Source organism: Streptomyces sp. NPDC015346, assembly GCF_043078785.1.
Lineage (GTDB): Bacteria > Actinomycetota > Actinomycetes > Streptomycetales > Streptomycetaceae > Streptomyces.
In genome coordinates this window covers 374,856-396,556 of sequence record NZ_JBIBTW010000003.1, presented here as the reverse complement: position 1 = coordinate 396,556, position 21,701 = coordinate 374,856, and the positions used below count along the sequence as shown (strand labels likewise).

The window sequence follows — 21,701 nt, the reverse complement described above, 5'->3', positions numbered from 1 at the left end:
ACCTCCAGGAGGCCGATATGCCGTCGCCAGCCACCGCAACGGACAGTCTCGAAGCCACCACTGCTCAACTCGAGGCGGAACTGCCGTATTTGGAAAAGCGCCGGGCCGCGCTGGAAGCGGACATCGCGGCCGTCACCCTGCGGCTCGAATCCGTGCGCACCGCCCTCGCCGCGCTTCAGGCGCTGTCCGCCGCGGGTTCTTCGGTGATTCCGGGCGCCGAGACCGGCGTACTGGTACCCGCGGCGCGACCGGCCGCGGCTGAAGAAACCGAGGAAGCTGAGGAAACCGAGCCGGCGGCCACCGCGGCGGCAAAGGTGCCGAAGGGCAGGACGCCGACCGGAAAGAAGGGCGCGCCTTCCCTTTCCGATGGCGATGGCCTGACCGACCAGGTGGTCGCCGTGCTCGCCGGCAAGGCCGGTACGCCGATGCGCGCCAGAGAGGTGGCAGAGGCCCTCGGCCGCGACGGCTCGACCGGCGCCATCAACACCGTACGCAGCACCCTCGACCGACTGGTCGCGACGTCCCGCGCCCACCGTGCGGGCCGGGGCCTCTACCAGGCGCCCACGCCCTGAACATGACCGTTTGACAACTCCGCGCGCGGGACCGTCCACCCGCTACGGTCCCGCGTCGCACAGGGCGCCGAGACGTCGTCACGGAGACGGTGACGCCTGCGGGCGGCCGTGCCAGTCGAGACAGACCACCATCGCGTCGTCCTCGGCGTCGATGGGGCCGCGATGCCCGGAGAGCTCCTGGAGCACCGCGCGGGGCACCTGCGACGGTGGGAGAAGACGCGTATTGGCCATCGCGCGCACCAGGGCACGCTCGCTGTAGCGCTCCCCCGCCGGAGACGCCACGTCGTACACACCGTCGCTGACGAAGAGGAGCCGGTCCCCCGGCTCCACCCGGAAACGCTGCGCGGTGTAGAGGGTCTCCTCGAACATGCCGAGCGGGAGCTGCGCCTCCAGCTCCATCGGCTCCGCCTTGCCGTGCCTCAGACGCCACATCTTGGGAGAGCCGGCGTCGATGATCTCCGTTTCCCCGGTCGCCAGGTCGAAGCGCAGGAGCAGCACGGAGAGATGGACGGATCCCTGGTACTGGCCGTAGATGGCCTGGTCGGCCAGGCACGCCTGGTCGGAGAGGGAGAGGCCGGCGCGGCGGGCGTTACGGAGCGCGTTGATCGCGAGGTTGGTGAGGAGCGCCGCCTCGATGCCTTCGCCCATGCCGTTGGTCACCGTGAGGGTGAGATGGTGGGCGGAGGTGGACCAGTCGAAGTTGTCGCCGTGGATCGCGTACGCGGGTTCGAGCTGGGCGCCCAGTTCGTACTCGGGCCGGGAGCAGGAACGGCCGGGCAGCAACTGCCACTGCATCTCCGCGGCGAGTGTGAGGCGGTCCGCGCGGCGGGCCTGGAGATAGACGTCGGTGTCCCGCTCGGCGACCACGATGGCGTGGCCGAGGACTTCCGCGATGTCCTCCAGCTCCCGTGCGGTGTCACGGTCGTAGGAGGCTGCCGGAAGCCTGACGGTGAGAATGCCGATGCGGTCCCCTCGTACGCTGATGGGAAGGTGCGCGGTCACCAGGTCGGTCCGGCTGTCGGTCTCGACGTAGGGTTCCTGTGCGCCGAAGGCCCTGCCGGGGGCGCTGCTGTGGACGGGAATGGGCTCGGCGGTATAGGGAAGCGCGCTGACGGGTTGCAGTATGGTCATCGCGTAGTCGGCCATGAGCAGGTCGACGGAGTCGGCGGCGTAGTGGGTGGTAAGCGTGTCCTGGACCGCTTCGAGGAGGGCGTGAGGCGCGGCTCTTCGCAGTGCGCGTTCCACGACCATGAATCTGTCCACCGTTGGGTTCCCACCTATCCGAGATGAATGAGGAAAAGCTCTCATGCCTCAGCGACTGACAGAGCCATTGTGCAGTGTCACAGTGAGGGGCATGCATTCCGAAACTTCCCCGAGCCGCGATCGGGATGCAGTGGCGCGGACCACCCGTGGGGTCATCGAACTGCTCGAAGTGCTCTGGAGCCAGGGCCGGGACATGACGCCGACCGCTCCCGTCTCCTCGTCGCAGTTGCGCGTGCTCTACGTCCTGGACCGCAACCGGGGTATCAACCTGCGGACGTTGGGCGAGGCACTCGGTTCGACGCCCTCCTCGGTGAGCCGGATGTGCGACCGCCTGCACGCCCTGGGATTCATCAAGCGCTCCCCCAGCCCGGCCAGTCGGCGGGAACTGGAGCTGCGTCTGTCGAGCCGAGGGGAAAGCTACCTCAAGGATGTGAGAGAGCGCCGCGAACTCGGAGTTCTGAAGATCATCGCCTCCATGCCGCCCGAGGAGCAGGTCGCACTCGCCAAGGGCCTGAGCAGCTTCTGCTCGGCCGTCGAGTCCACCGGCCGGAAGAACGAGGGACGCGGCGGCGCCGCCGTGGAATCCGCCTGACTTTCCGGTCACTCACGGCGACAGGCCGTCACTCTCGTCCGGGCCCGCGGACCTGAAGCCGCTCGTGGCTGCGGCATCCGGTGACTCAGAGGAAAATAAAGAAGGAGCCTCGACGGACCACCCCCGAGATCGGTGTGGGAGGCGCAGGGTGCCTGACTATTTCCGGGTTCGCGGCGAGCAACCGGGCGAGGGCATCCCCCAGCCGCGCGGAGTGCTGGATGTGCTCGGCGTCGCCGCGGTGGTGCTCGACGCCGGCGGGCGCATCGTCTTCTGGAGTCCGCAGGCGGAGCAGCTGTTCGGCTACACCGCCCGGGAGGCGCTCGGCCGGTACGCAGGTCGGCTGCTGGTGGACGAGGAACACGTGGACCTGGTGATCCGGTTGTTCGCCGAGGTGATGGAGAGCGGTCAGAGCTGGGCCGGAAGCTTTCCCATTCGGCACAAGGACGGCAGCACCCGGCTGATGGAGTTCCGCAACGTGCGGCTGCTGGACGACCTGGGTGACGCCTACGCCCTGGGCATCGTCGCCGATCACAGTACCGTCGAGCGGGTCGAGACCGAGCTGGCGCTGTGTGAACGACTGGTCTCGCAGTCCCCGATCGGCCTGGCGGTCATGGACCGTGACCTCCGCTATCTGCTGGTCAACCCCACGATGGAGCGCATCAACGGTGTCCCCGCCGAGGAGCAGCTGGGCCGCACCCTGCGCGAGACCCTTCCGTTCCTGGACGTCGACACCATCGAGTCCGCTCTGCTCCAGGTCCTGAACACCGGCACGCCCCTGGTCGACCAGTACACGGTGGGGCGCACGCCCGCCGACCCCGACGACGAACACGCCTGGTCCGTGTCGTTCTACCGGCTCGACGGGTCGGGCGGGCAGGTCCTGGGGGTGGCCACCTCTGTCGTCGACATCACCGAACGGCACCTCGCGGCCACCGAGGCCGACCGGGCCCGGCGGCGGCTCGCGCTCATAGCCGACGCCTCCGCCCGCGTGGGCACCACCCTGGAGGTGGACCGGACCGCGCACGAGCTGGCCGAGGTGGCCGTGCCGGAGCTCGCCGACGGCGCCGCGGTCGACGTCCTGGACTCCATCCTCGCCCTGCGGCGGGCCGGCATGACGGACAGCGGGCCCGAGCTCTTCCGTGCGCTGGCGGTGGCGGCCGCCTACCCCACCGACATGGTCGGCGCGGCGGACACGGCCGGCGACCTCGCCTCCTACGCCGCCGACCGCCTGATCACCCAGTGTGTGCACACCGCCCGGCCGGTCCTGGTCTCCCACGTCGGAGAGGACGACTTCCCGCGCATCGCCCGGGACCCCCATGCCGCCTCGATCCTGGCCGGCGCCGGTGTCCATTCGTATCTCGCCGTCCCGCTCATCGCCCGCGGCGAGGTGCTCGGCGCTCTGGACCTCGTACGGGCCCGCAATCCGCTTCCTTTCGACGAGGACGACATCATCCTCGCGGGCGAACTCGCGTCCCGGGCGGCGGTCGCCATCGACAATGCCCGCTGGTACGAGAGCGTGCGGAACTCCGCCGCCACCCTCCAGCGCAGTCTCCTGCCACGCCACCCGCCCCACCACGCGGGCCTGGAAGTCGCCTCACGCTACGAGCCCGCGCAGGCCTCCAGCGAAGTGGGCGGCGACTGGTACGACGTCATCACCCTGAGCGGCGACAAGACAGCACTGGTCGTCGGGGACGTGATGGGCAACGGGATCGACGCGGCCGCCACCATGGGACGTCTGCGCACCGCCACCAGCGCGTTCGCCGAGCTCGACCTCGAACCGACCCAGGTCCTGAAGCATCTCGACAAGATCACCGCGCGGCTGGAGCACTACATCGCCACCTGCCTCTACGCCGTCTACGATCCGCATCGCAACCAATGCCGCATCGCCAACGCGGGACACATGCCCCCCGCACTCATGCGCGCCGGCCGCCCTCCCGAGCTTCTGGACCTGCCCACCGGCGCGCCCCTCGGCGTCGGCGGTGTCCCCTTCGAAGCCACCACCGTCGAGTTCGACCCCGGCGACCGGATGCTCCTCTACACCGACGGGCTCGTGGAGATCCACGACGAATCCATCGACCAGCGCCTCCAGGTGCTCCTCCACCTCCTGGAGGTCCACGACCCGTCCCTGCAGGCGACCTGCGACCGGCTCCTCCACGCCCTGCGCAAACCGGGCGAGCGCGACGACGTCGCCCTCCTCCTCGCCCGCGCCGGACACCTCGACGCGCTCCACCCGCCCGACCGGTGAGTCAGGCCGCCCGGTCGCTCTGGCCGCAGAGCCAGGCGAGGGCGTCGTGGGCTCCGCGGACGTACTCCTGGTTGCCGTCCGGAATGGCGGGGTCTCCCAACTGGACGAGCGCCGCGTCGACTTCGGCGGTGAGGATCGGCAGGTCCGGGGTGCCGCCGGCGTCCGCACCCGTGATGGGGGAGCGCTCCGTGCGGCTCAGCGCCCATTGGTAGGCCGCGGCCACGCCGGCGCGGAATTGCGGTGTCTCTCGCGCCCGTGTCGCCACCCGGTTGAGTGCCAGGTCGACATCGGTGTACGTCCGGACACCGATCCGTGGCTCGCCCCTTTCCGTACTCGTCGTCATGTCGTTCCACTTCCCTTCCAGGGGTGATGCCGGTGTCCGCCATCCGCGTGACATCGAAGCCGGGGCGGCCCCGGCACCACGGCGTCGGGCGGCCCACCCCCCAGGGGCGGGCCGCCCGAGATGGCCTACGCGTCCGGTCAGGCCGGCGTACCACCGAAGGGGCCGCCCGTGCGGTAGTAGATGCCGATCTCCTCCCGGTACTGCTGGTCGGCGAGGTGCTTGTCGGAGTGGAACTCCGGCGCGGCCTTGATCTGTTCCTTCGTGCGGTCCACGTAGAGCGTGTGCTCGACGAGGTCGACCCGCGTCACCGTGCTCGCCGGGAGCAGCACCTCCTTGCCGAAGATCCACACCCCCGTGTCGACCACCAGGTAGGCGTCACCGACCTCGTCGGAGTGCTTGTCCACCTTCCCGATGTGGCCGTCGGTCGCCTCGACCCTCCACCCGGTCAGATCCGTCCCCGCCAGGTGGCCCGACGTCTCCGCGAAACTCCACGCGTTCTCGCTCATGTGAAATTCACTCCTTTTCCGAATACGGTGACCACCCACATTCCGAGGGCACTTGTGAATATGCCGTTCGGCGATATGGCTGCCAGCGATACGAGCTCCGTTTGCCCCGTAAGGCGGGTCACACACCGTCCATTGGCAGAGCGCTTGTCGGCGAGGCCGGCGGGGTCGGCGGGGTCAGCCGACGAAGGACTTGACCTGGCCGTAGACGGTGGCGTCGGCGTGCAGGTCGCTGTGGCCCAGGCAGGCGGTCCGGGTGTTCGTGGCGCCGCTGAGGGCGACGCTGCTGTCCGGGTTGATGACGCTGTCGCACGGCGACCACCAGGTGGCGTACCGGGAGGCGCCGGGAGTCTCGTCGCCGGAGTTGAGGGCGTTCAGGAAGGTGGATCCGGGGCGCATCTCCGTACAGGAGGGGCCGCCGCACCAGTACGCGGCGTCGGTTCCGTGGTTGGGGCCGCCCAGCGAGACCCAGGCGTCGACCTTGGCGGAGCCGCCGAGGTTCTTGGTGTAGTAGCGGGAGGACAGTCCGCCCATCGAGTGGGTGACGACGTCCACCTTGGTGGCGCCGGTGGCGGCCAGGACGCGGTCGATCTCCTGGGCGAGCTGGGAGGCTGTGGTGGCGTTGGACTGGCTGGTGTTGTAGCTCCACTGGCTGAGGTGGCTCGCGGGCCAGCCGTCGGTCGCGAAGCGGCCGGCCATGGTGTTCCAGGTGGAGCCGCTGGAGTTCCAGCCGTGGACGAAGACGATCGGGTCGGGCCCGGCCGCGGCGGGCCGGGCGCCGGCCGCCGGTGCCTGGAGGGTGAGGCCGGCGAGCGCGGCGGCGGCGAGGGCGCCCAGGGCGGCGCGGCGAGAGAGGCGCATGTCGAACTCCTTGAAGGCGTGGGGGTCTGAGTCGAGCGGCGGCGTCCGTTCCGCGTCTCGATCAACTGCGACACGGCGTCCCGGTTACGGCCGGTCAGGGCATCGGCTCCGGTGGTGTCAGGGCGGCGGGTGACCTGGGTGGTCGGCTGTGTGGGCGGCGGGCCGCCGGAACGGCCGTACACTCGCTCCATGGGGCGCACGAGTTCGACGAGGCAGTGCCAGTGCCTGTGGCAGGCCGCCTCCGACGTGCGTCCGGCCGTCGTCGCCCCGGCCACCGCCGCTGACGTCGAGACGCCCCGGATCCGCCGTATCGCCCTGCACGGCCACGGCTAGCGGTCCTCTCCCCGGCGCGCCGCCCCGCACGCCGCACGCAGGCCCCTCCCCGGCCTCGCCCGTAGCGCCGGGCGGCCTCGCCCGAAGAGCGCCGGACGGTCTCCGTCCGGCTCCACGCTCGGCGCGCTCCACGTCACCACAGCAGCCCTCCGGCGCTCGCCGGCGCTGCCGCCTGGCTACGGCCGCACGACCGGGCCGGGCCACCTCGAAGGGATCATTGTGAAGCTGAGCCAGTTGCTGGCCGGGCAGGAGCACCACGTACTTCGGGGTGATCCGAGCAGTACGCCGATCACCGCGGGGACGACGTTCGACGTGGACCGGGTGACGCCGGGGTGCCTGTTCATCGCGGTGCCCGGACACCGGGAGGGCGGGCCCGGCTCCGTAGCGCCCGCGCTCGCCCGCGGTGCGGCAGCCGTACTCGTCGACGGCACGGAACCGGCGCTGCCGGCGTCCGTGTGGCCGCCGGGCGCGTGTGCCGTGCGCGTGCCGGACATCCGGAGGGCGGCCGCGATCGTGACCTCCCGCTACTTCGGCGAACCGGGGCGGCAGATGGACGTGGTGGCGATCACCGGCACCAACGGCAAGACATCCGTCTCGTACATGGTCGAGTCGGCCCTGCGGATCTCCGAGGGCATGAAGGTGGGAGTCATCGGGACGGCGGGCAGCCGCATCGGCGACGAGCTGATCCCGATGCCACGATCGGTGCTGACCACGCCGGAGTCGCCGGACCTGCAGTATCTGTTGGGTTGCATGCGCGATCGCGGGACGGGCAGTGTGGTGCTGGAGGCCACGTCGATGGGGCTGCTGACGCACCGGGTGGACCGTACGTTCATCGATGTCGGTGTGTTCACCAACCTGACGCAGGATCACCTCGACGACCACGGAACGATGGCGAACTACCGGGACGCCAAGCTCCGCCTCTTCCAGGGGCTGTGCCGGCGCGCGGTGGTCAATGCCGACGACCCGGTGGGGGCCGGGATCGTGGCGATGATGCCGGGTGCGGTGACCACGTACGCCCTCGACGCGCCGGCGGACTACCGGGCGACGGACCTCGCCGTCAGCGCTTCCGGGACGCGGTTCACCCTCCACCACGGGGGGCGTACGTATCCGGTGTCGATCCCGGTCCCGGGCCGGTACTCGGTGGCCAACGCGCTGGCCACGCTGGCCGCCTGCCACGTCCTCGGACACGAGCTGGGCGCCCTCGTCGCCGCACTCGACCGGATGCCGCCCGTCCCCGGCCGGTTCGAGCGCTTCGAGACCCCGGGCGGCACCTCGGTGGTCGTGGACTACGCCCATTCCCCGGACTCCCTGGACAAGGTCCTGACCACCATCCGCGGCTACGCGGGAGGCCGGGTGATCACCGTCTTCGGCTGCGGCGGCGACCGGGACACGACGAAGCGGGCCGACATGGGGCGGATCGCCGGGGCCCACTCGGACCTGTGCGTCCTCACCTCGGACAACCCGCGCGACGAGGACCCGCAGGCGATCCTGGACCAGATCGCCCCCGGCCTCGCCGCGACCGGCACGCCGTTCGAGCGGATCGCCGACCGCCGCGAGGCCATCGCGTTCGCACTGTCCGCGGCGGGTCCGCAGGACACGGTCCTGATCGCCGGCAAGGGCAGTGAGCCGCACCAGATCGTCGGCGAGGAGCTGCTGCCCTTCAGCGACATGGCGACCGTGCGTGAACTCGCCTCGAACGGAGGGCCGGACGAGCGGTAGACGCACGGACGGCGGGCAGGTTAGGTTAGCCTTACCTCAGCATAAGGGGCCGGGGTGCCGACCCCGTCCGAGCCGTCTCGCGAGGAGTTACCTTGAGTGCCGCCACCGACATCACCCTGCCCGAGCAGACCGCCGCGGAGCGCGTCCGCTCCGTGCTGGCCCGGGCGGTCTCCCTGTCGCTCACCACGGACGGGCAGGACTACGACCTGATCGGCATGCACTCCGTGGGCCGCAAGGGGCGGATCACTCTCCGCCCGCAGCCCGACAGTCCGTTGGCCGCGCAGGTCGCCTCCGCGCCGCGGGGCAGCCTCGCCGTCCTCCTTGAGTTCACCGACATCGCGCCCACCGCGCTCCGCGACCGGGTGCGAGCCAGGGTGACGATCTCCGGATGGCTGGCGCCGGCGGGCCCCGAGAGCCGCGACGAGCTGCGCCTCGATCTGGCGCGCGTGACGCTGCGGACCGCGGCGGGGATCCAGGACGTCGGCCTGGACGCGTACGCCCTCGCCGCACCCGACCCGCTCGCCGTCGAGGAGGCCGCGATGCTGACCCATCTGGCCGACGCCCACGAGGACATGGTGGCGGATCTGGTCGTCCTCGCCGGGTCGCGGCTGCCGCACGGCGTCGTCCGGGCCATGCCGCTGGCCGTCGACCGGCACGGCATCACCGTGCGCTGCGAGTACCGCGAGGGCCACTGCGACCTCCGCCTCCTCTTCCCCGCCCCCGCCCGGGACGCCGCCGAGGCCGGAGAGCAGGTGCGCCGGCTCCTCACCACGCCCCGATGCGCGCACCACCGGCACGCCTCCGACGCGCGGCACTGACCATGGGACACGGCTGGCAGGGCGTGGCCCTGAAGCTCATGCGCGGCAAGGACTTCACGATCACGGTGCGCTCGAACGAGCGGGTCTCGGACCACCTCCACCGGCTCACCTTCACCGACGGCGGCATGCTGGGCGCCACCGGGACACACCCCACGATGTGGGTGCGCCTCTGGTTCGATGACGACGGACGTCCGCATCAGCGGGCCTACACCCTCGTGGACCCGGACCCCGTCGCCGGCACATTCGGCATGGAGTTCGTCCTGCACGCGGGGCGGGCGAGCGACTGGGCCCGCACCGCCCGGCCCGGCGACACGATCGAGGCCACCGTCCAGGGCACCGGTTTCACCGTGCCGGACCCGCTGCCGTCGCGGCTCCTCGTGGTCGGCGATCCCGCCTCGCGTCCCGCCATCAACTCCCTTCTGGCGTCCATGCCGTCGACCCCGGCCACCATCTGGTTCGAGACCTCGGACCCCTCGGAGGCGGACGGCATCGCCCACCAGGACACCTCCGCCCGCCGGGTCGTCCGCGTGCCCCGGCGCGACGGAGGAGCCCACCTGGTCGAGACCGTGCGAGCGAGCCTGCCCGCGCGGCTGGACGCCGGCTCCCACGTCTGGATCGCCTGCGACACGGCGACCACCCGGACGCTCGCCGCCTTCGCGCGCAGGCAACTCGGCGTACCCAAGGAGCGGTTGCACGCGCTGGGGTACTGGCGAGCCTCCTAACCCGAGCCCCCGCGAGTGCGGACTTAGGTTAGGCTAAGCTAAACCGCAAGTTCGAGGGGTGGGCGCGGGTGCGCGCACGTCATCAGGGGAGGAATCACCATGGGCCTGCCGGCCATCGACTCCTACCCCATGCCGGGCCCCGCCGCCCTCCCCCGCTCCCGCGCCTCCTGGACCATCGACCCCGGTCGCGCCGCGCTCCTCGTCCATGACATGCAGAACCACTTCGTGGAGGCGTTCCCGGCCGGGCGGTCGCCGGTCGTGGAACTCGTCGACAACATCGCGGCCCTGCGCGAACTCGCCGGGGCTCTCGGCATGCCGGTCGTCTTCAGCGCCGAGCCTGCCGCCCAGCGGCCCGGCCAGCGCGGGCTCGTCGCGGACGTCTGGGGACCGGGCATCGGCGACGAGAGCGACGCGGCCGCCATCATCGCCTCGCTCACGCCCCGCCCGGGCGAGCATCTGCTCGCCAACGTCCGCCAGAACGCCTTCCTCCGCAGCCACCTCGGGAGACTGCTGCGTTCGGAGGGGCGCGACCAGCTGATCGTCTGCGGGGTGTACGCCCACCTCGGCGTCCTGCTGACGGCCGCGGACGCCTTCATGAACGACATCCAGCCCTTCGTCGTCGCCGACGCCGTGGCGGACTTCTCCCCGGAGGAACACGTCATGGCCCTTCGGTGGGCGGCCCGCAGCGGTGTGGTGTGCACGACCGAGTCCCTGCTGCGCGACCTCCTGCGGGGCAGGACGCCGCGAGACGTTCGCCGGGACGCGTGACCGAGTCCCCGTGGTGGCAACCCTGCGGCGCCCATCCTGTGACCGCAGACCTCACACGTACCGAGAGAGACGGAAAGAACATGACCGTACGGGTCGCGGTGGCCGGCGCCAGCGGCTACGCGGGCGGGGAGATCCTCCGCCTGCTGGTGTCGCATCCCGGCGTGGAGATCGGCGCGGTGACCGCCCACAGCAGCGCGGGCCGTTCGCTGGGGTCCGTACAGCCGCAGCTGACCGCGCTCGCGGACCGCGTCCTCGACGAGACCTCGGCGGCTTCCCTGCGCGGTCACGACGTGGTCTTCCTGGCCCTGCCGCACGGGCAGTCGGCCGCACTGGCCCGTGAGTTGGATCCCGGGACGCTGATCGTGGACTGCGGCGCGGACTTCCGGCTGCGCGACCCGGCGGCCTGGGAACGGTTCTACGGCTCCGCCCACGCCGGCACCTGGCCCTACGGTCTCCCCGAACTTCCCGGCGCGCGCGACGAGTTGAAGGGCGCGCTGCGGATCGCCGTACCCGGCTGCTACCCGACCGCGGTCACCCTCGCGCTGTTTCCCGCCTACGCGGCCCGGCTGGTGGAGCCGGAGGCCGTGATCGTCGCGGCCAGCGGGACGTCGGGCGCCGGACGGGCACTCAAGCCGCAGCTGCTCGGCGCCGAGGTGATGGGCTCCATGAGCCCGTACGGAGTCGGCGGCGGCCACCGGCACACCCCCGAGCTGACGCAGAACCTCTCCCTGGTGGCGGGCGAACACGTCACGGTCTCCTTCACCCCGACGCTGGCTCCCATGCCCCGCGGCATCCTCGCCACCTGCTCGGCCCGCCTCCGCCCGGACACGGCGGCGACCGGGGAGCAGGCGGTGCGCGAGGCGTACGAAGCCGCCTACGCCGACGAGCCGTTCGTACGGATGCTGCCGCCGGGGCAGTGGCCCTCGACGGCCGCCGTGCTGGGCTCCAACACCGCGCAGGTGCAGATCGCCGTGGACCCGGACGCCGGACGGCTGATCTGCGTCAGCGCCATCGACAACCTGACGAAGGGCACCGCGGGTGGCGCGGTGCAGAGCATGAATGTCGCCCTCGGCCTGCCGGAACGGCTGGGCCTGCCCGTGAATGGAGTCGCTCCGTGAGTGTGACCGCTGCCCGTGGATTCCTCGCCGGCGGTGTGGCCGCCGGGATCAAGGAGTCCGGCGATCGCGATCTGGCTCTGGTGGTGAACCGGGGGCCGTCGCGCGCCGCCGCCGGCGTCTTCACCTCCAACCGCGTGCAGGCCGCGCCCGTACGCTGGTCCCGGCGCGCCCTGGCCGACGGCCGGATATCGGCCGTCGTCCTCAACTCCGGTGGCGCCAACGCCTGTACGGGACAGGCGGGCGCCGTCGACGCGCTGCTGATGGCCGAGCACACGGCGCGGGCGGTCGATGTGGACCCGCACGAGGTGGCGGTGTGCTCCACGGGCCTGATCGGCGTGCGGCTGCCGATGGACCGGGTCACCGCGGGCATCGCCACCGCGGCCGGCCGGCTGTCGCCCGAGGGTGGCGTGGACGCGGCCGTCGCGATCAAGACGACGGACTCGGTGCACAAGACGGCCGTCGTCTCCCGGTCCGGCTGGACGGTGGGCGGCATGGCGAAGGGCGCGGGCATGCTCGCCCCCGGTCTCGCCACCATGCTGGTCGTGCTCACCACGGACGCCGACGCGAGCGCGGCCGTGCTCGACTCGACGCTCCGCGCGGCGGTGCGCACCACCTTCGACCGGGTGGACTCGGACGGCTGCATGTCCACCAACGACACCGTTCTGCTGCTCGCGTCCGGCGCCTCCGGGGTCGTACCTGATCCGGAGAGCTTCACCGAGGCCGTGCACGCGGTGTGCCTGGATCTGGCCCGACAGCTGGTGGCGGACGCCGAGGGCGCGTCCAAGGAGATCGAGGTGACCGTCGTCGGCGCGGCCTCGGAGGAGGACGCCGTCGAGGTGGGCCGGTCCGTGGCCCGGAACAACCTCCTCAAGTGCGCGCTGCACGGGGAGGACCCGAACTGGGGCCGGGTGCTGTCCGCGATCGGCACCACATCGGCCGCCTTCGATCCGGACCTCCTCGACGTGGCGATCAACGACGTGTGGGTGTGCCGGAACGGGGCGGCGGGCGAGTCGCGCGACAAGGTCGACCTGTCGGGGCGCGGGATCACGATCACGGTGGACCTGCGTTCCGGCGACTCCGCCGCGGTGATCTGGACCAACGACCTCACGGCCGAGTACGTCCACGAGAACAGCGCGTACAGCTCATGAGCAGCACGCCCGGGACGACCCGGACGACACCACGGATGACGACACGGATGACGGCAGGGATGACGACACAGCCGGGGACGCTTCCCCTCGGGCGGCCCGAGGCGGCCACCGGCGCCACCGCCGAAGCCACCGCCGAAGCCACCGCCGAAGCCACCGCCGACCTCACAGCCGCCGACCTGCCCTGGCTCGAAGAGCTCCAGGGCCGGACGGTCGTCGTCAAGTTCGGCGGCAACGCCATGGTGGACCCCGCGCTGCACCGGACGTTCGCCCAGGACGTCGTGGAGCTGTGGCACGCGGGGCTGCGCCCGGTCGTCGTGCACGGCGGCGGACCGCAGATCAGCGCCATGCTCGACCGCCTCGACCTGGAGGTCCGCTTCGAGGCCGGCCTGCGGGTGACCACGCCGGAGACCATGGACGTGGTCCGCATGGTGCTGACCGGCCAGGTCCAGCGGGAACTCGTCGGCGCCCTCAACGCCCACGGCCCCTTCGCGGTCGGGATGTCGGGCGAGGACGCGCACACCATGACCGCCGTGCGGCGCCCCGCGTGGGTGGACGGCCGGCCCGTGGACATCGGTCTCGTCGGCGAGGTCGTGGCGGTGGAGCCCGGCGCCGTACGCTCCCTGCTCGAAGAGGGCCGCATCCCCGTGGTCTCGCCCGTCGCGCGGGGTGCGGACGGGGAGGTCTACAACGTCAACGCCGACCTCGCGGCGTCCGCGCTCGCCGTGGCCCTCGGCGCGGAACGCCTGGTGGTGCTGACCGACGTCGAGGGGCTGTACGCCGACTGGCCGCGCAGCACCGAGGTGATCGGCCGCCTGACGGCCGGTGAGCTGGAGGCGCTGCTGCCAGGGCTCGCGAGTGGCATGCTCCCGAAGATGGAGGGCTGTCTGCGGGCGGTACGCGCGGGTGTCCGCAGGGCACAGGTCATCGACGGCCGGGTGCCGCACGCGCTGCTGGGCGGGGTCTTCGCCGCGGACGGTCCGGGCACGACGGTGGTGCCGGACCCGGTGTCGGACGCGGTGCCGAACCCTCAGCCGAATCCGCAGCCGGACGCGGAGCCGGACCCGGGCCGCGGGCTTTCTGCGGCCGGTGTCGAGCCCGAGGAGGCGCACGCGTGAGCGCCGACGACAGCGCGACATCGCTCAGGGACCGCTGGCGCGCGGTCATGATGGACACGTACGGCACTCCCCCACTGGCCCTGGTCCGGGGCGAGGGCAGCACGGTGTGGGACGAGTCGGGGCGCGCGTACACCGACTTCACCGGTGGAATCGCGGTCAACACGCTGGGCCACGCCCATCCGGCCGTCGTCTCCGCCGTGCGGACCCAGATCGCCCGGCTCGGCCATGTGTCCAATCTCTTCGTCTCCGCACCCCCCGTCGCGCTGGCCGAGCGGTTGCTGAGCCTGCTGGGCAGGCCGGGCCGGGTTTTCTTCGCGAACTCGGGTACGGAGGCGGTCGAGGCGGCCTTCAAGATCGCCCGCCGGACCGGGCGTCCGCACCTGGTCGCCGCGGAGGGCGGGTTCCACGGGCGCACCATGGGGGCGCTGGCCCTCACCGGTCAGCCGGCGAAGCGCGAGCCCTTCCTGCCGCTGCCGGGAGAGGTGACGCACGTCCCGTTCGGGGACGTGGCGGCCCTGCGTGCGGCCGTCACGGAGGAGACCGCGGCGGTCGTCCTCGAACCGATCCAGGGGGAGGCCGGCGTCGTCCCCGCGCCCGACGGGTATCTGCGGGCCGCCCGGGAGATCACCAGGTCGACCGGCAGTCTGCTCGTCCTGGACGAGGTGCAGACCGGGATCGGCCGGACCGGCCACTGGTTCGCGCACCAGGCCGCCGAGGGCGTGGATCCCGATGTCGTCACCCTCGCCAAGGGCCTGGGAGGCGGACTTCCGATCGGCGCCACCGTGGCCTTCGGCCCGGCCGCCGAGCTGCTGGGCCCCGGGCACCACGGCACCACCTTCGGCGGCGGTCCGGTCGCGTGCGCGGCCGGGCTCGCCGTACTGGAGACCATCGCAGCCGACGGGCTGCTCGCCCAGGTCGTACGTGTGGGTGAGCGACTGCGCCGGGGGATCGAGACGCTCAACCACCCCGGGGTCACCGAGGTGCGGGGCGCCGGTCTCCTGCTGGGCGTCGTGCTCGCCGAACCGAGGGCCGCCGTCGTCCAGCGGGCGGCGCAGGATGCCGGGTTCCTCGTGAACGCGGCGGGCCCGGCCACCGTCCGGCTGGCTCCCGCCCTGACGGTGACCGACGATCAGGTCGACGCGCTGGTGAGTGCGCTGCCGAAGATCCTCGACGCCTGAGGCTCGGGACGCTGCCCGTCCTCCGCGTTTCGTGACCTTATAGCGCGCGGGCCAGAACCGTCGCGTTGCGGCGGGGGTCCAGGGACCGGGCCCAGGCTGCCGGGGCCCGGCTCGGGGAGGTGGGTGCGAAGTCGTGTCGGAGGAAGAGCCGGCCGCTGCCGGTCGTCGCCGTGAACAGGGTTCGCACCGACCGGTCCCGTGCCCTCGCCAGCGCGGCGTGCAGGAGCTGGGCTCCCATGCCGCACCCCTGCCGGTGGCCGGCGACGCAGAAGTTGTAGAGGACTCCGGCGGCGGGTCGGCCGGCCGGCGTCTCGGCGGGGTGGACGCTCAGCCCGAGGCATCCTTCGACGGTGCCGTCGGGCGCCTCGGCGACGAGGAAGTCCTGCGCCTGGGAGGCGTACTGCGCCGGCGATCGCTCACGCAGCGCTCCCGAGCGCGCGAACGGCCGGGAGAGGGCGGCGAGCGCGGCGGCGTCGCCGGGCCGCGCGGGCCGGACGGAGAACATGGGGAAGCCGGGCGGGTGGAGCGCGCGGGGCGACAAGGTGGCAGGGCGCGGCGTGGCCGTGATCAAGGCCTTCCTTCCTCGGTTCCACCGTGCGCGAAGGGGCGGTCACGTCGCCGCGTGACCCAGGTGAAACACTTCGACCCAAGGTTAGCCTTACCTAAGTGAATGACCAAGTCGGGTCATCGCACGGCGTTCTCCGTACGGGTCGCGCAGGCCGCCGCGTAGCCCGGGAAGGCCGGTACGTCCATGACCGTCCACCCGGGAACGGACGCCGGAACCGCCCCCGTACCGACGTAGGTGACGGACGGCTCTTCGCCGAGACCGATACCGACTCCCTTGAGGTAGGCCTCCTTTCGGGCCCAGCAGCGCCCCACTGCGGCGGGACGGGCGGCCGGCGGCAGCGCCGCCAGCTCGGCGCGCTCGGTTCCGTGCAGCATCCGCCCCACCTCGGCGGCCACCTCCGGGGTCGGCCGCTCCTCTATGTCGACGCCGACCGGAGTGCCGGCGAAGGCCATGAGGACGGCGTCACCGGCGTGCGAGAGGGAGAAGTGGAGCGGTACGGGCGGCGCGCCGGCGACGGCCGGGCGGCCGTGCGGCCCGTCGCACCCGGGGCACGGCTCACGTGTGAGACGCACCTGCGCCGGGTCGGCTTCCAGGTACGCGCCGAGCAGTTGGCGGAGCGCCACGTGGGCGACGCGGTACCGGTGTCGGTCGACGGTCCGCAGGAAGCCCCGGCATCGGGCCCGCTCCTCCTCGTCGAGCACGGCGGACAGCGCCTCGGCCCGTGTCGCGTACTCGCTCACGCGTACGGTCCAAAGGCTGGGTTCCCGCCCGCCCCGCCAGGCCGTGGGCAGCGGGTCCGCACCCAGACGGGCCGGCGCCGTCCCTATCCGCACGGCCGGCCGGGGTAGTCGTCGCCCTCCGGGGCCCCCGCGCGGCGCATCCGGCGCAGGACCTCCTCCAGGGACTCGTCGTCGACCTCCGCCGGGATGTTGAACTCCCGGTCGAAGACCATGACTTCACCCTCGCCCGCGTGCCAGATCACCCAGCGGGGCGGGGTCGAGGGGGCCTGCCACAGGTCGGAGTGATGGTCCAGGGATATCGTTCGCTCGCTCACAGCTTCTGTCCCTCCGTCGCCTCGCGCCCGTCCACGAAGGTCGCCACGACCTCGATGTCTCCGATCCGGGAGGTCTCGACGCTCCGCGGGTCGTCGCCCAGGACGACGAAGTCGGCGCGCTTGCCCGGGCTGAGGCTGCCCGCGCTCTCGTCCCACCGGCAGGCGTACGCGCCGGCGACCGTGTAGGCGCGCAGGGCCTCGTCGACGGTGATGGACTCGTCCGGGCCGATCGACCGGCCCGAAGTGGAGGCGCGCTCCACCATGAACTGCACGGCTCGCAGCGGCGATCCGTCGGTGACGGGCCGGTCCGAGCTGCCGACGAGCGTGATGCCGTGGTCGAGGAAGCCCCGTCCCCGGTACATCCACGGCGCCCGGTGCGGGCCCATGATCGTCGCGTAGTCGTCGCCGAAGTAGCGCAGGAAGTTGGGCTGGACGACAGCGCTGAGCCCGAGGCGGGCGAAGCGCGGGAGCTGGTCGGGGCGGATCAGCCCGGCGTGTTCGATCCGGTGCCGGGCGTCGGGGCGGGGCCGCAGCGTCTGCGCGTGCTCCAGGGCGTCGAGGGCGAGGTCCGCGGCCCGGTCGCCGATGGCGTGCACGGCGAGCTGCCAGCCGGCGAGGTGCCCGTCCACGATGAGGGAGGCGAGGCGCTCCGGGTCGTCCTGGAGCTGGCCGGTCCCCTCCGTGCCTTCGTACGGGGCGGTGAGGGCGGCCGTACGCGCCATCATGCCGCCGTCGGTGTAGATCTTGAGCGCGCCGACGGACAGCCAGTCGTCGCCGAACCCGGTGCGCAGGCCGAGGTCGAGGCCACGGGGAATGCCGTCCCGCTCGTGCGCGCCGACCGGCCGCAGGGTGTCGGCCCCGGGCATGAGCTGGACCCGCAGGGGAAGCCGGCCCTGGTCCCGCAGGAGTTGGTAGGCGCCGAGCTCGACGGGGCTGTGGCCGAGCAGGCCGCCGCCTATGCCGGCCTCGGCGGCGGCCGTGATCCCTTCGGCGAGGCAGGCGCGGCCCGCGTACTCGATCGCGTCGGCGAGCTCCTCCTGTGCGTAGGGAAGGCGCAGCCGCCGTACGGCGCCCATCGCGCTCTCCACGAGGAGGCCGTCCTCGTGGGGGATGTCGGCCGGGAGCTGGTCGAGGACGGCGCTGTTGACCACGCAGGCGTGGCCGGAGTCGTGCATCAGGAACACCCGGCGGCCGTCGCTGACCGGGTCCAGTTCGGCCGCGGTCAGGTGGCGTCCGAGGGCCCGCTGGTCGTAGCCGCCGATGTGCACCCACGCGCCGGGCGCGGACGGGCGCGTGACCGCCTCCCGCACGACGGCGAGGGCGTCCTCGACCCGCTCGAGGCCGGCCAGGCTCGGCGAGCTCGCCTTCAGGCCCGTCCACGCCAGGTGGACGTGGCTGTCGATGAACCCGGGCAGCACGGTGGCGCCCTGGAGATCGATGACCTCGCGGGCCGGCAGGGAGGTCACGGCCTCGTCCACGCCCACGACGCGGCCCCGCCAGACCCCCAGGTCGTGGGCGACCGGGTGGTCCGGATCCATGGTGAGGACGCGCGCGTTCGTCAGCCTCGTGCAGAGCATCATGGGCGGTCCGTCCGTCTTCAGCAGGTCAGGAGGTCAGGAGGTTTCGGCGAGCACGGCGTCGGTGGCCGGGGTGGTTTCGGTGCGGCCCCCTGTGCCCCGTGTGTCGTGCGCGCCTTGTGCGCCTGCCTCCGGCTCGTACCGCCTGGGCGCGGCCGGCACCATCAGCGGCGTGCCCGTCTCGGGGTCCTCGATGATCCGGCAGGGCAGTCCGAACACGTCCTCGACGAGCTCGGCGGTCATGACGGTCGCCGGGTCGCCCTCGGCCGCGACCGTGCCGCCGGCCCGCATCACGATGAGGTGGGTGGCGTACCGGCACGCCTGGTTGAGGTCGTGCAGGACCGCGACGACCGTGTGGCCCTTGCGGGCGTGCAGTTCGGCGCAGAGGTCGAGCACCTCGACCTGGTGGGCGATGTCCAGGAACGTGGTGGGCTCGTCGAGCAGCAGGAGGGAGGTCTGCTGGGCCAGGACCATGGAGAGCCAGACGCGCTGACGCTGGCCGCCGGAGAGGTCGTCCACGGCCCGGTCGGCGAGTTCCAGTACGCCGGTCTGCCGCATCGCCTCCGCCACGGCCGCCTCGTCCTCGGCGGACCACTGCTTCAGCATCCGCTGGTGCGGGTAGCGGCCGCGCGCCACGAGGTCGCCGACGGTGATGCCGCCGGGCGCGTTCGACGACTGCGGGAGCAGGGCCAGGCGGCGGGCGACCTCGCGGGAGCGGTACGAGGAGATGGCCTTACCGTCGAGGCAGACCTGGCCCGCCTTCGGCGTGAGCATCCGTGACAGGGCCTTGAGCAGGGTGGACTTGCCGCAGGCGTTCGGCCCGAGGATCACGGTGAAGGAGTGGTCGGGGATGTCCACGCCGAGGGAGGTGGCCACCGTCCGCTGGTCGTAGGAGAGCGTGAGGTCCTCGGCGCGCAGCCGGGGCGTGGGGACATTCTCTTCGGTCATGCGCGGCTCTTTCATGCGCGGCTCTTTCGCGACTCGGTGATCAGCAGCCAGATGAGGTACAGCCCGCCGATGATCCCGGTCGCCGTGCCCACGGGGAGAAGCGCGGGGGCGAAGAGACGCTGTACGACGAGGTCGCTCAGGGCGAGCAGGACGGCGCCCATGAGGGCGGACGGCAGGAGAGCGGGGCCGGACGACCGGGTCAGTCGGCGGGCCAGCTGGGGCGCGGCCAGGGCGATGAACACGATCGGGCCGGTCACCGCGGTGGCGAAGGCGGCCAGGGCGACGCTGATGACGAGCAGGGCGGCACGGGTCCTGGTCACGTTCACGCCGAGGGCGGTCGCGATGCCGTCGCCCATCTCCACCATGGAGAGACGGCGGGCGAGGAAGAAGGCGAGGGGCAGCAGGACGACGACGGCGAGGCCGATGGTGTTCGCGTGGATCGACAGGCGGTTCCCCAGGCTGCCGACCAGCCACGCCTGCGCCTCCAGTGCCTCGGCCCAGCTCGCCCGGGTGATCAGGTACGAGTTGGCGGCGAGGAGCAGGGCGCTGACGCCGATGCCGACCACGACCAGCCGGAAGCCCTGCAGGCCCCGGCCCACCATGAGGAGGGAGACGGCCGCGGCGGTGGCGAGGCCGCCGACGAGCGCGCCGAGGGCGATCTGGGTCATGCTGCCGTTCAGGACGACGATGACGATCAGGGCGCCGGTGGCCGAGCCGTTGGTGAAACCGATGATGTCGGGGCTGCCCAGCGCGTTGCCGGTCAGGCTCTGCAGAATGGCGCCGCTGACGGCCAGGGCGGCGCCGACGCACAGGGCGGTCAGCAGCCGGGGCATGCGCAGGGTGTTGACGATGAAGTCGGCGGCACCGGAGCCGTTGCCGAACAGCGCCTGGAGGACCTCGCCGACGGAGAGTTCGAAGTCGCCGGTGGTCAGGGTGGTGCCCATCACCAGGACGAGCACGGCGCCCAGGACGGCCGTGACGGCCACGGCGCGGCCCTGGACCCGCAGGGAGAGGCCGCCCTTCCGGGTGCGCAGGACCGTCCCGGTGACGACCCGGGGCGTGGCACGGCCCTTGGCGGGCGGAGGGGTCGGGCGTGGGTCGGAGGTGGATGCCTCCGACTCCCGTACGGCACTCACAGCATGACCAGCTTTCGGCGGCGGCACAGCGCGATGAACAGGGGGGCTCCGAGGAAGGCGGTGACGATGCCGACCTGGACCTCGCCCGGGGAGCCCAGGACCCGTCCGAGAACGTCGGCGCCGATCAGCAGAACGGGAGCGAGCAGCATCGAGTACGCCAGCATCCAGCGCTGGTCGGCGCCGACCACGAACCGGGCGACGTGCGGAACGACCAGGCCCACGAAACCGACCGGGCCGGCCGCCGCCGTCGCCGCGCCGCACAGAAGCATCACGGCGACGGCGCCGAGCACCCGGGTCCGGCCGACGTTCACGCCCAGGGCGCGTCCCACCTGGTCGCCCATGGCCAGGGCGTTCAGGGAGGGGCCGAGGCCGAGCGCGAGGAGCAGGCCCACGACCACGAAGGGCAGGGCGATGAGGACGATGTCCATGTTCCGGCCCGCCAGGGAGCCGACCGTCCAGAACCGGAACTGGTCGAAGGCGCGCGGATTGAGCAGCAGCACCGCGGAGTTGAAGGCGAAGAGCACCGCCGTCACCGCGGCTCCGGCGACGACGAGCCGGTCCGGTGTGGCCAGGGTCCGGCCCGACGAACCCAGGACGTAGACGAGTACCGACGCCACCGCCGCACCGAGGAAGGCGAACCACACGTAACCCAGGGCGGTGCCCACGCCGAAGAAGGCGATGGCCACGACGACTCCCGTGGACGCACCGAGACTCACGCCGAGCAGCCCCGGGTCGGCGAGCGGGTTGCGGGTCAGCGACTGCATGAGCGCGCCGGACAGCCCGAGGGCGACGCCGACGAGCAGCGCGAGGAGGGTCCTGGGGATGCGGTACTCATGGATGATGACCGAGGTCTCCGAGCCGTCGGGCTGCCACAGCACGCTCCAGGTGGAGGTGAACGGGATGCCCCGGGTGCCCACCCACACGCTGAGCAGCCCGACGACGACCAGGGCGGCCAAGGTCACCAGCAGTCCTAGGGCACGCAGCGCGGCCACGGACCGACGGGTCCCGGGCACGGCCTTGGAGCCTGCCCGACCGGGTGCCGCCTGGGTTTCGACCGACAACGACAACTCCCCCTGGTGGCGACTCGCGTGCGAGACAACACATGTGATGCGACGACAGACAG

At 72.1% G+C, this 21,701-nt stretch carries 23 protein-coding genes; 12 read left to right on the top strand and 11 right to left on the bottom strand.

The annotated features are described in order from the left end of the window. The first annotated feature begins 17 nt into the window (after positions 1–17). The gene (locus ACF06X_RS12670) at positions 18–572 is read left to right on the top strand and encodes a hypothetical protein (protein ID WP_392287243.1); all 555 of its coding nucleotides are present in this window, start codon (positions 18–20) and stop codon (positions 570–572) included. Positions 573–650: 78 nt separating this feature from the next. On the opposite strand, the gene ACF06X_RS12665 is transcribed toward ACF06X_RS12670, so the two are convergent. Then, positions 651–1,823 carry a PP2C family protein-serine/threonine phosphatase gene (locus tag ACF06X_RS12665; protein WP_392287692.1) on the bottom strand — a complete coding sequence of 391 codons (1,173 nt, stop codon included), beginning with the start codon at positions 1,821–1,823 and terminating at the stop codon, positions 651–653. A gap of 103 nt (positions 1,824–1,926) precedes the next feature. Here ACF06X_RS12665 and ACF06X_RS12660 point away from each other — a divergent pair, with 103 nt between their 5' ends. Together ACF06X_RS12660 and ACF06X_RS12655 are read left to right on the top strand one after the other, a co-directional pair. After that, the gene (locus ACF06X_RS12660) at positions 1,927–2,427 is read left to right on the top strand and encodes a MarR family winged helix-turn-helix transcriptional regulator (RefSeq protein WP_392287242.1); all 501 of its coding nucleotides are present in this window, start codon (positions 1,927–1,929) and stop codon (positions 2,425–2,427) included. A 148-nt stretch (positions 2,428–2,575) separates the two neighbouring features. Beyond that, positions 2,576–4,669 carry a SpoIIE family protein phosphatase gene (locus tag ACF06X_RS12655; protein ID WP_392287241.1) on the top strand — a complete coding sequence of 698 codons (2,094 nt, stop codon included), beginning with the start codon at positions 2,576–2,578 and terminating at the stop codon, positions 4,667–4,669. A gap of 1 nt (position 4,670) precedes the next feature. On the opposite strand, the gene ACF06X_RS12650 is transcribed toward ACF06X_RS12655, so the two are convergent. The 3 genes from ACF06X_RS12650 to ACF06X_RS12640 form a co-directional block, all read right to left on the bottom strand. After that, positions 4,671–5,012 (bottom strand): hypothetical protein, encoded by a 342-nt coding sequence (locus tag ACF06X_RS12650; protein WP_392287240.1) that lies wholly within the window; start codon positions 5,010–5,012, stop codon positions 4,671–4,673. A 137-nt stretch (positions 5,013–5,149) separates the two neighbouring features. After that, complete coding sequence (locus ACF06X_RS12645) at positions 5,150–5,518, bottom strand: PRC-barrel domain-containing protein (RefSeq protein ID WP_392287239.1); 369 nt, start codon at positions 5,516–5,518, stop codon at positions 5,150–5,152. A 174-nt stretch (positions 5,519–5,692) separates the two neighbouring features. Beyond that, positions 5,693–6,376, bottom strand: a complete 684-nt coding sequence (locus tag ACF06X_RS12640) for an esterase/lipase family protein (RefSeq protein ID WP_392287238.1) — start codon at positions 6,374–6,376, stop codon at positions 5,693–5,695. Between the two features lie 189 nt (positions 6,377–6,565). Here ACF06X_RS12640 and ACF06X_RS12635 point away from each other — a divergent pair, with 189 nt between their 5' ends. From ACF06X_RS12635 to ACF06X_RS12595, 9 genes are all read left to right on the top strand, one after another. Continuing rightward, complete coding sequence (locus ACF06X_RS12635; RefSeq protein ID WP_392287237.1) at positions 6,566–6,709, top strand: hypothetical protein; 144 nt, start codon at positions 6,566–6,568, stop codon at positions 6,707–6,709. Positions 6,710–6,928: 219 nt separating this feature from the next. After that, a complete protein-coding gene (locus ACF06X_RS12630) occupies positions 6,929–8,428 on the top strand; it encodes a UDP-N-acetylmuramoyl-L-alanyl-D-glutamate--2,6-diaminopimelate ligase (RefSeq protein ID WP_392287236.1) in 1,500 nt (499 codons plus the stop codon). Between the two features lie 92 nt (positions 8,429–8,520). Next, the gene (locus ACF06X_RS12625) at positions 8,521–9,246 is read left to right on the top strand and encodes a DUF2470 domain-containing protein (RefSeq protein WP_392287235.1); all 726 of its coding nucleotides are present in this window, start codon (positions 8,521–8,523) and stop codon (positions 9,244–9,246) included. A gap of 2 nt (positions 9,247–9,248) precedes the next feature. After that, positions 9,249–9,968, top strand: a complete 720-nt coding sequence (locus ACF06X_RS12620; RefSeq protein ID WP_392287691.1) for a siderophore-interacting protein — start codon at positions 9,249–9,251, stop codon at positions 9,966–9,968. 99 nt (positions 9,969–10,067) lie between these two features. Beyond that, positions 10,068–10,736, top strand: coding sequence for an isochorismatase family protein (locus ACF06X_RS12615; RefSeq protein WP_392287234.1), 669 nt, complete (start codon positions 10,068–10,070; stop codon positions 10,734–10,736). 80 nt (positions 10,737–10,816) lie between these two features. Then, positions 10,817–11,854 (top strand): N-acetyl-gamma-glutamyl-phosphate reductase, encoded by a 1,038-nt coding sequence (gene argC / locus ACF06X_RS12610; RefSeq protein ID WP_392287233.1) that lies wholly within the window; start codon positions 10,817–10,819, stop codon positions 11,852–11,854. Beyond that, positions 11,851–13,002 (top strand): bifunctional glutamate N-acetyltransferase/amino-acid acetyltransferase ArgJ, encoded by a 1,152-nt coding sequence (gene argJ / locus ACF06X_RS12605; RefSeq protein WP_392287232.1) that lies wholly within the window; start codon positions 11,851–11,853, stop codon positions 13,000–13,002. The genes argC and argJ overlap by 4 nt, the downstream gene beginning before the upstream one ends. Before the next feature lie 59 nt (positions 13,003–13,061). Then, the gene (gene argB, locus ACF06X_RS12600) at positions 13,062–14,117 is read left to right on the top strand and encodes an acetylglutamate kinase (protein WP_392287231.1); all 1,056 of its coding nucleotides are present in this window, start codon (positions 13,062–13,064) and stop codon (positions 14,115–14,117) included. A gap of 47 nt (positions 14,118–14,164) precedes the next feature. Then, complete coding sequence (locus ACF06X_RS12595) at positions 14,165–15,295, top strand: acetylornithine transaminase (RefSeq protein WP_392287690.1); 1,131 nt, start codon at positions 14,165–14,167, stop codon at positions 15,293–15,295. 37 nt (positions 15,296–15,332) lie between these two features. Here the strand turns inward: ACF06X_RS12595 and ACF06X_RS12590 are convergent, their stop codons facing one another. The 7 genes from ACF06X_RS12590 to ACF06X_RS12560 all read right to left on the bottom strand — a co-directional run bounded on the left by ACF06X_RS12590 (position 15,333) and on the right by ACF06X_RS12560 (position 21,639). Beyond that, positions 15,333–15,866: a GNAT family N-acetyltransferase gene (locus ACF06X_RS12590; protein WP_392287230.1), complete on the bottom strand. Its 534-nt coding sequence runs from the start codon at positions 15,864–15,866 to the stop codon at positions 15,333–15,335. 113 nt (positions 15,867–15,979) lie between these two features. Further along, a complete protein-coding gene (locus ACF06X_RS12585; protein ID WP_392287229.1) occupies positions 15,980–16,603 on the bottom strand; it encodes a 4'-phosphopantetheinyl transferase family protein in 624 nt (207 codons plus the stop codon). 83 nt (positions 16,604–16,686) lie between these two features. Continuing rightward, positions 16,687–16,917, bottom strand: a complete 231-nt coding sequence (locus ACF06X_RS12580; protein ID WP_392287228.1) for a hypothetical protein — start codon at positions 16,915–16,917, stop codon at positions 16,687–16,689. Continuing rightward, the gene (locus tag ACF06X_RS12575; RefSeq protein WP_392287689.1) at positions 16,914–18,494 is read right to left on the bottom strand and encodes an amidohydrolase; all 1,581 of its coding nucleotides are present in this window, start codon (positions 18,492–18,494) and stop codon (positions 16,914–16,916) included. The genes ACF06X_RS12580 and ACF06X_RS12575 overlap by 4 nt, the downstream gene beginning before the upstream one ends. Positions 18,495–18,530: 36 nt before the next feature. Beyond that, positions 18,531–19,442 carry an ABC transporter ATP-binding protein gene (locus ACF06X_RS12570; RefSeq protein ID WP_392287227.1) on the bottom strand — a complete coding sequence of 304 codons (912 nt, stop codon included), beginning with the start codon at positions 19,440–19,442 and terminating at the stop codon, positions 18,531–18,533. An 11-nt stretch (positions 19,443–19,453) separates the two neighbouring features. After that, positions 19,454–20,578 carry a FecCD family ABC transporter permease gene (locus ACF06X_RS12565; protein WP_392287226.1) on the bottom strand — a complete coding sequence of 375 codons (1,125 nt, stop codon included), beginning with the start codon at positions 20,576–20,578 and terminating at the stop codon, positions 19,454–19,456. Continuing rightward, on the bottom strand, positions 20,575–21,639 hold the full coding sequence (locus ACF06X_RS12560) for a FecCD family ABC transporter permease (protein WP_392287225.1): 1,065 nt from the start codon (positions 21,637–21,639) through the stop codon (positions 20,575–20,577). Before ACF06X_RS12560 ends, ACF06X_RS12565 begins: the two co-directional genes overlap by 4 nt. Between the last annotated feature and the right edge of the window lie 62 nt (positions 21,640–21,701).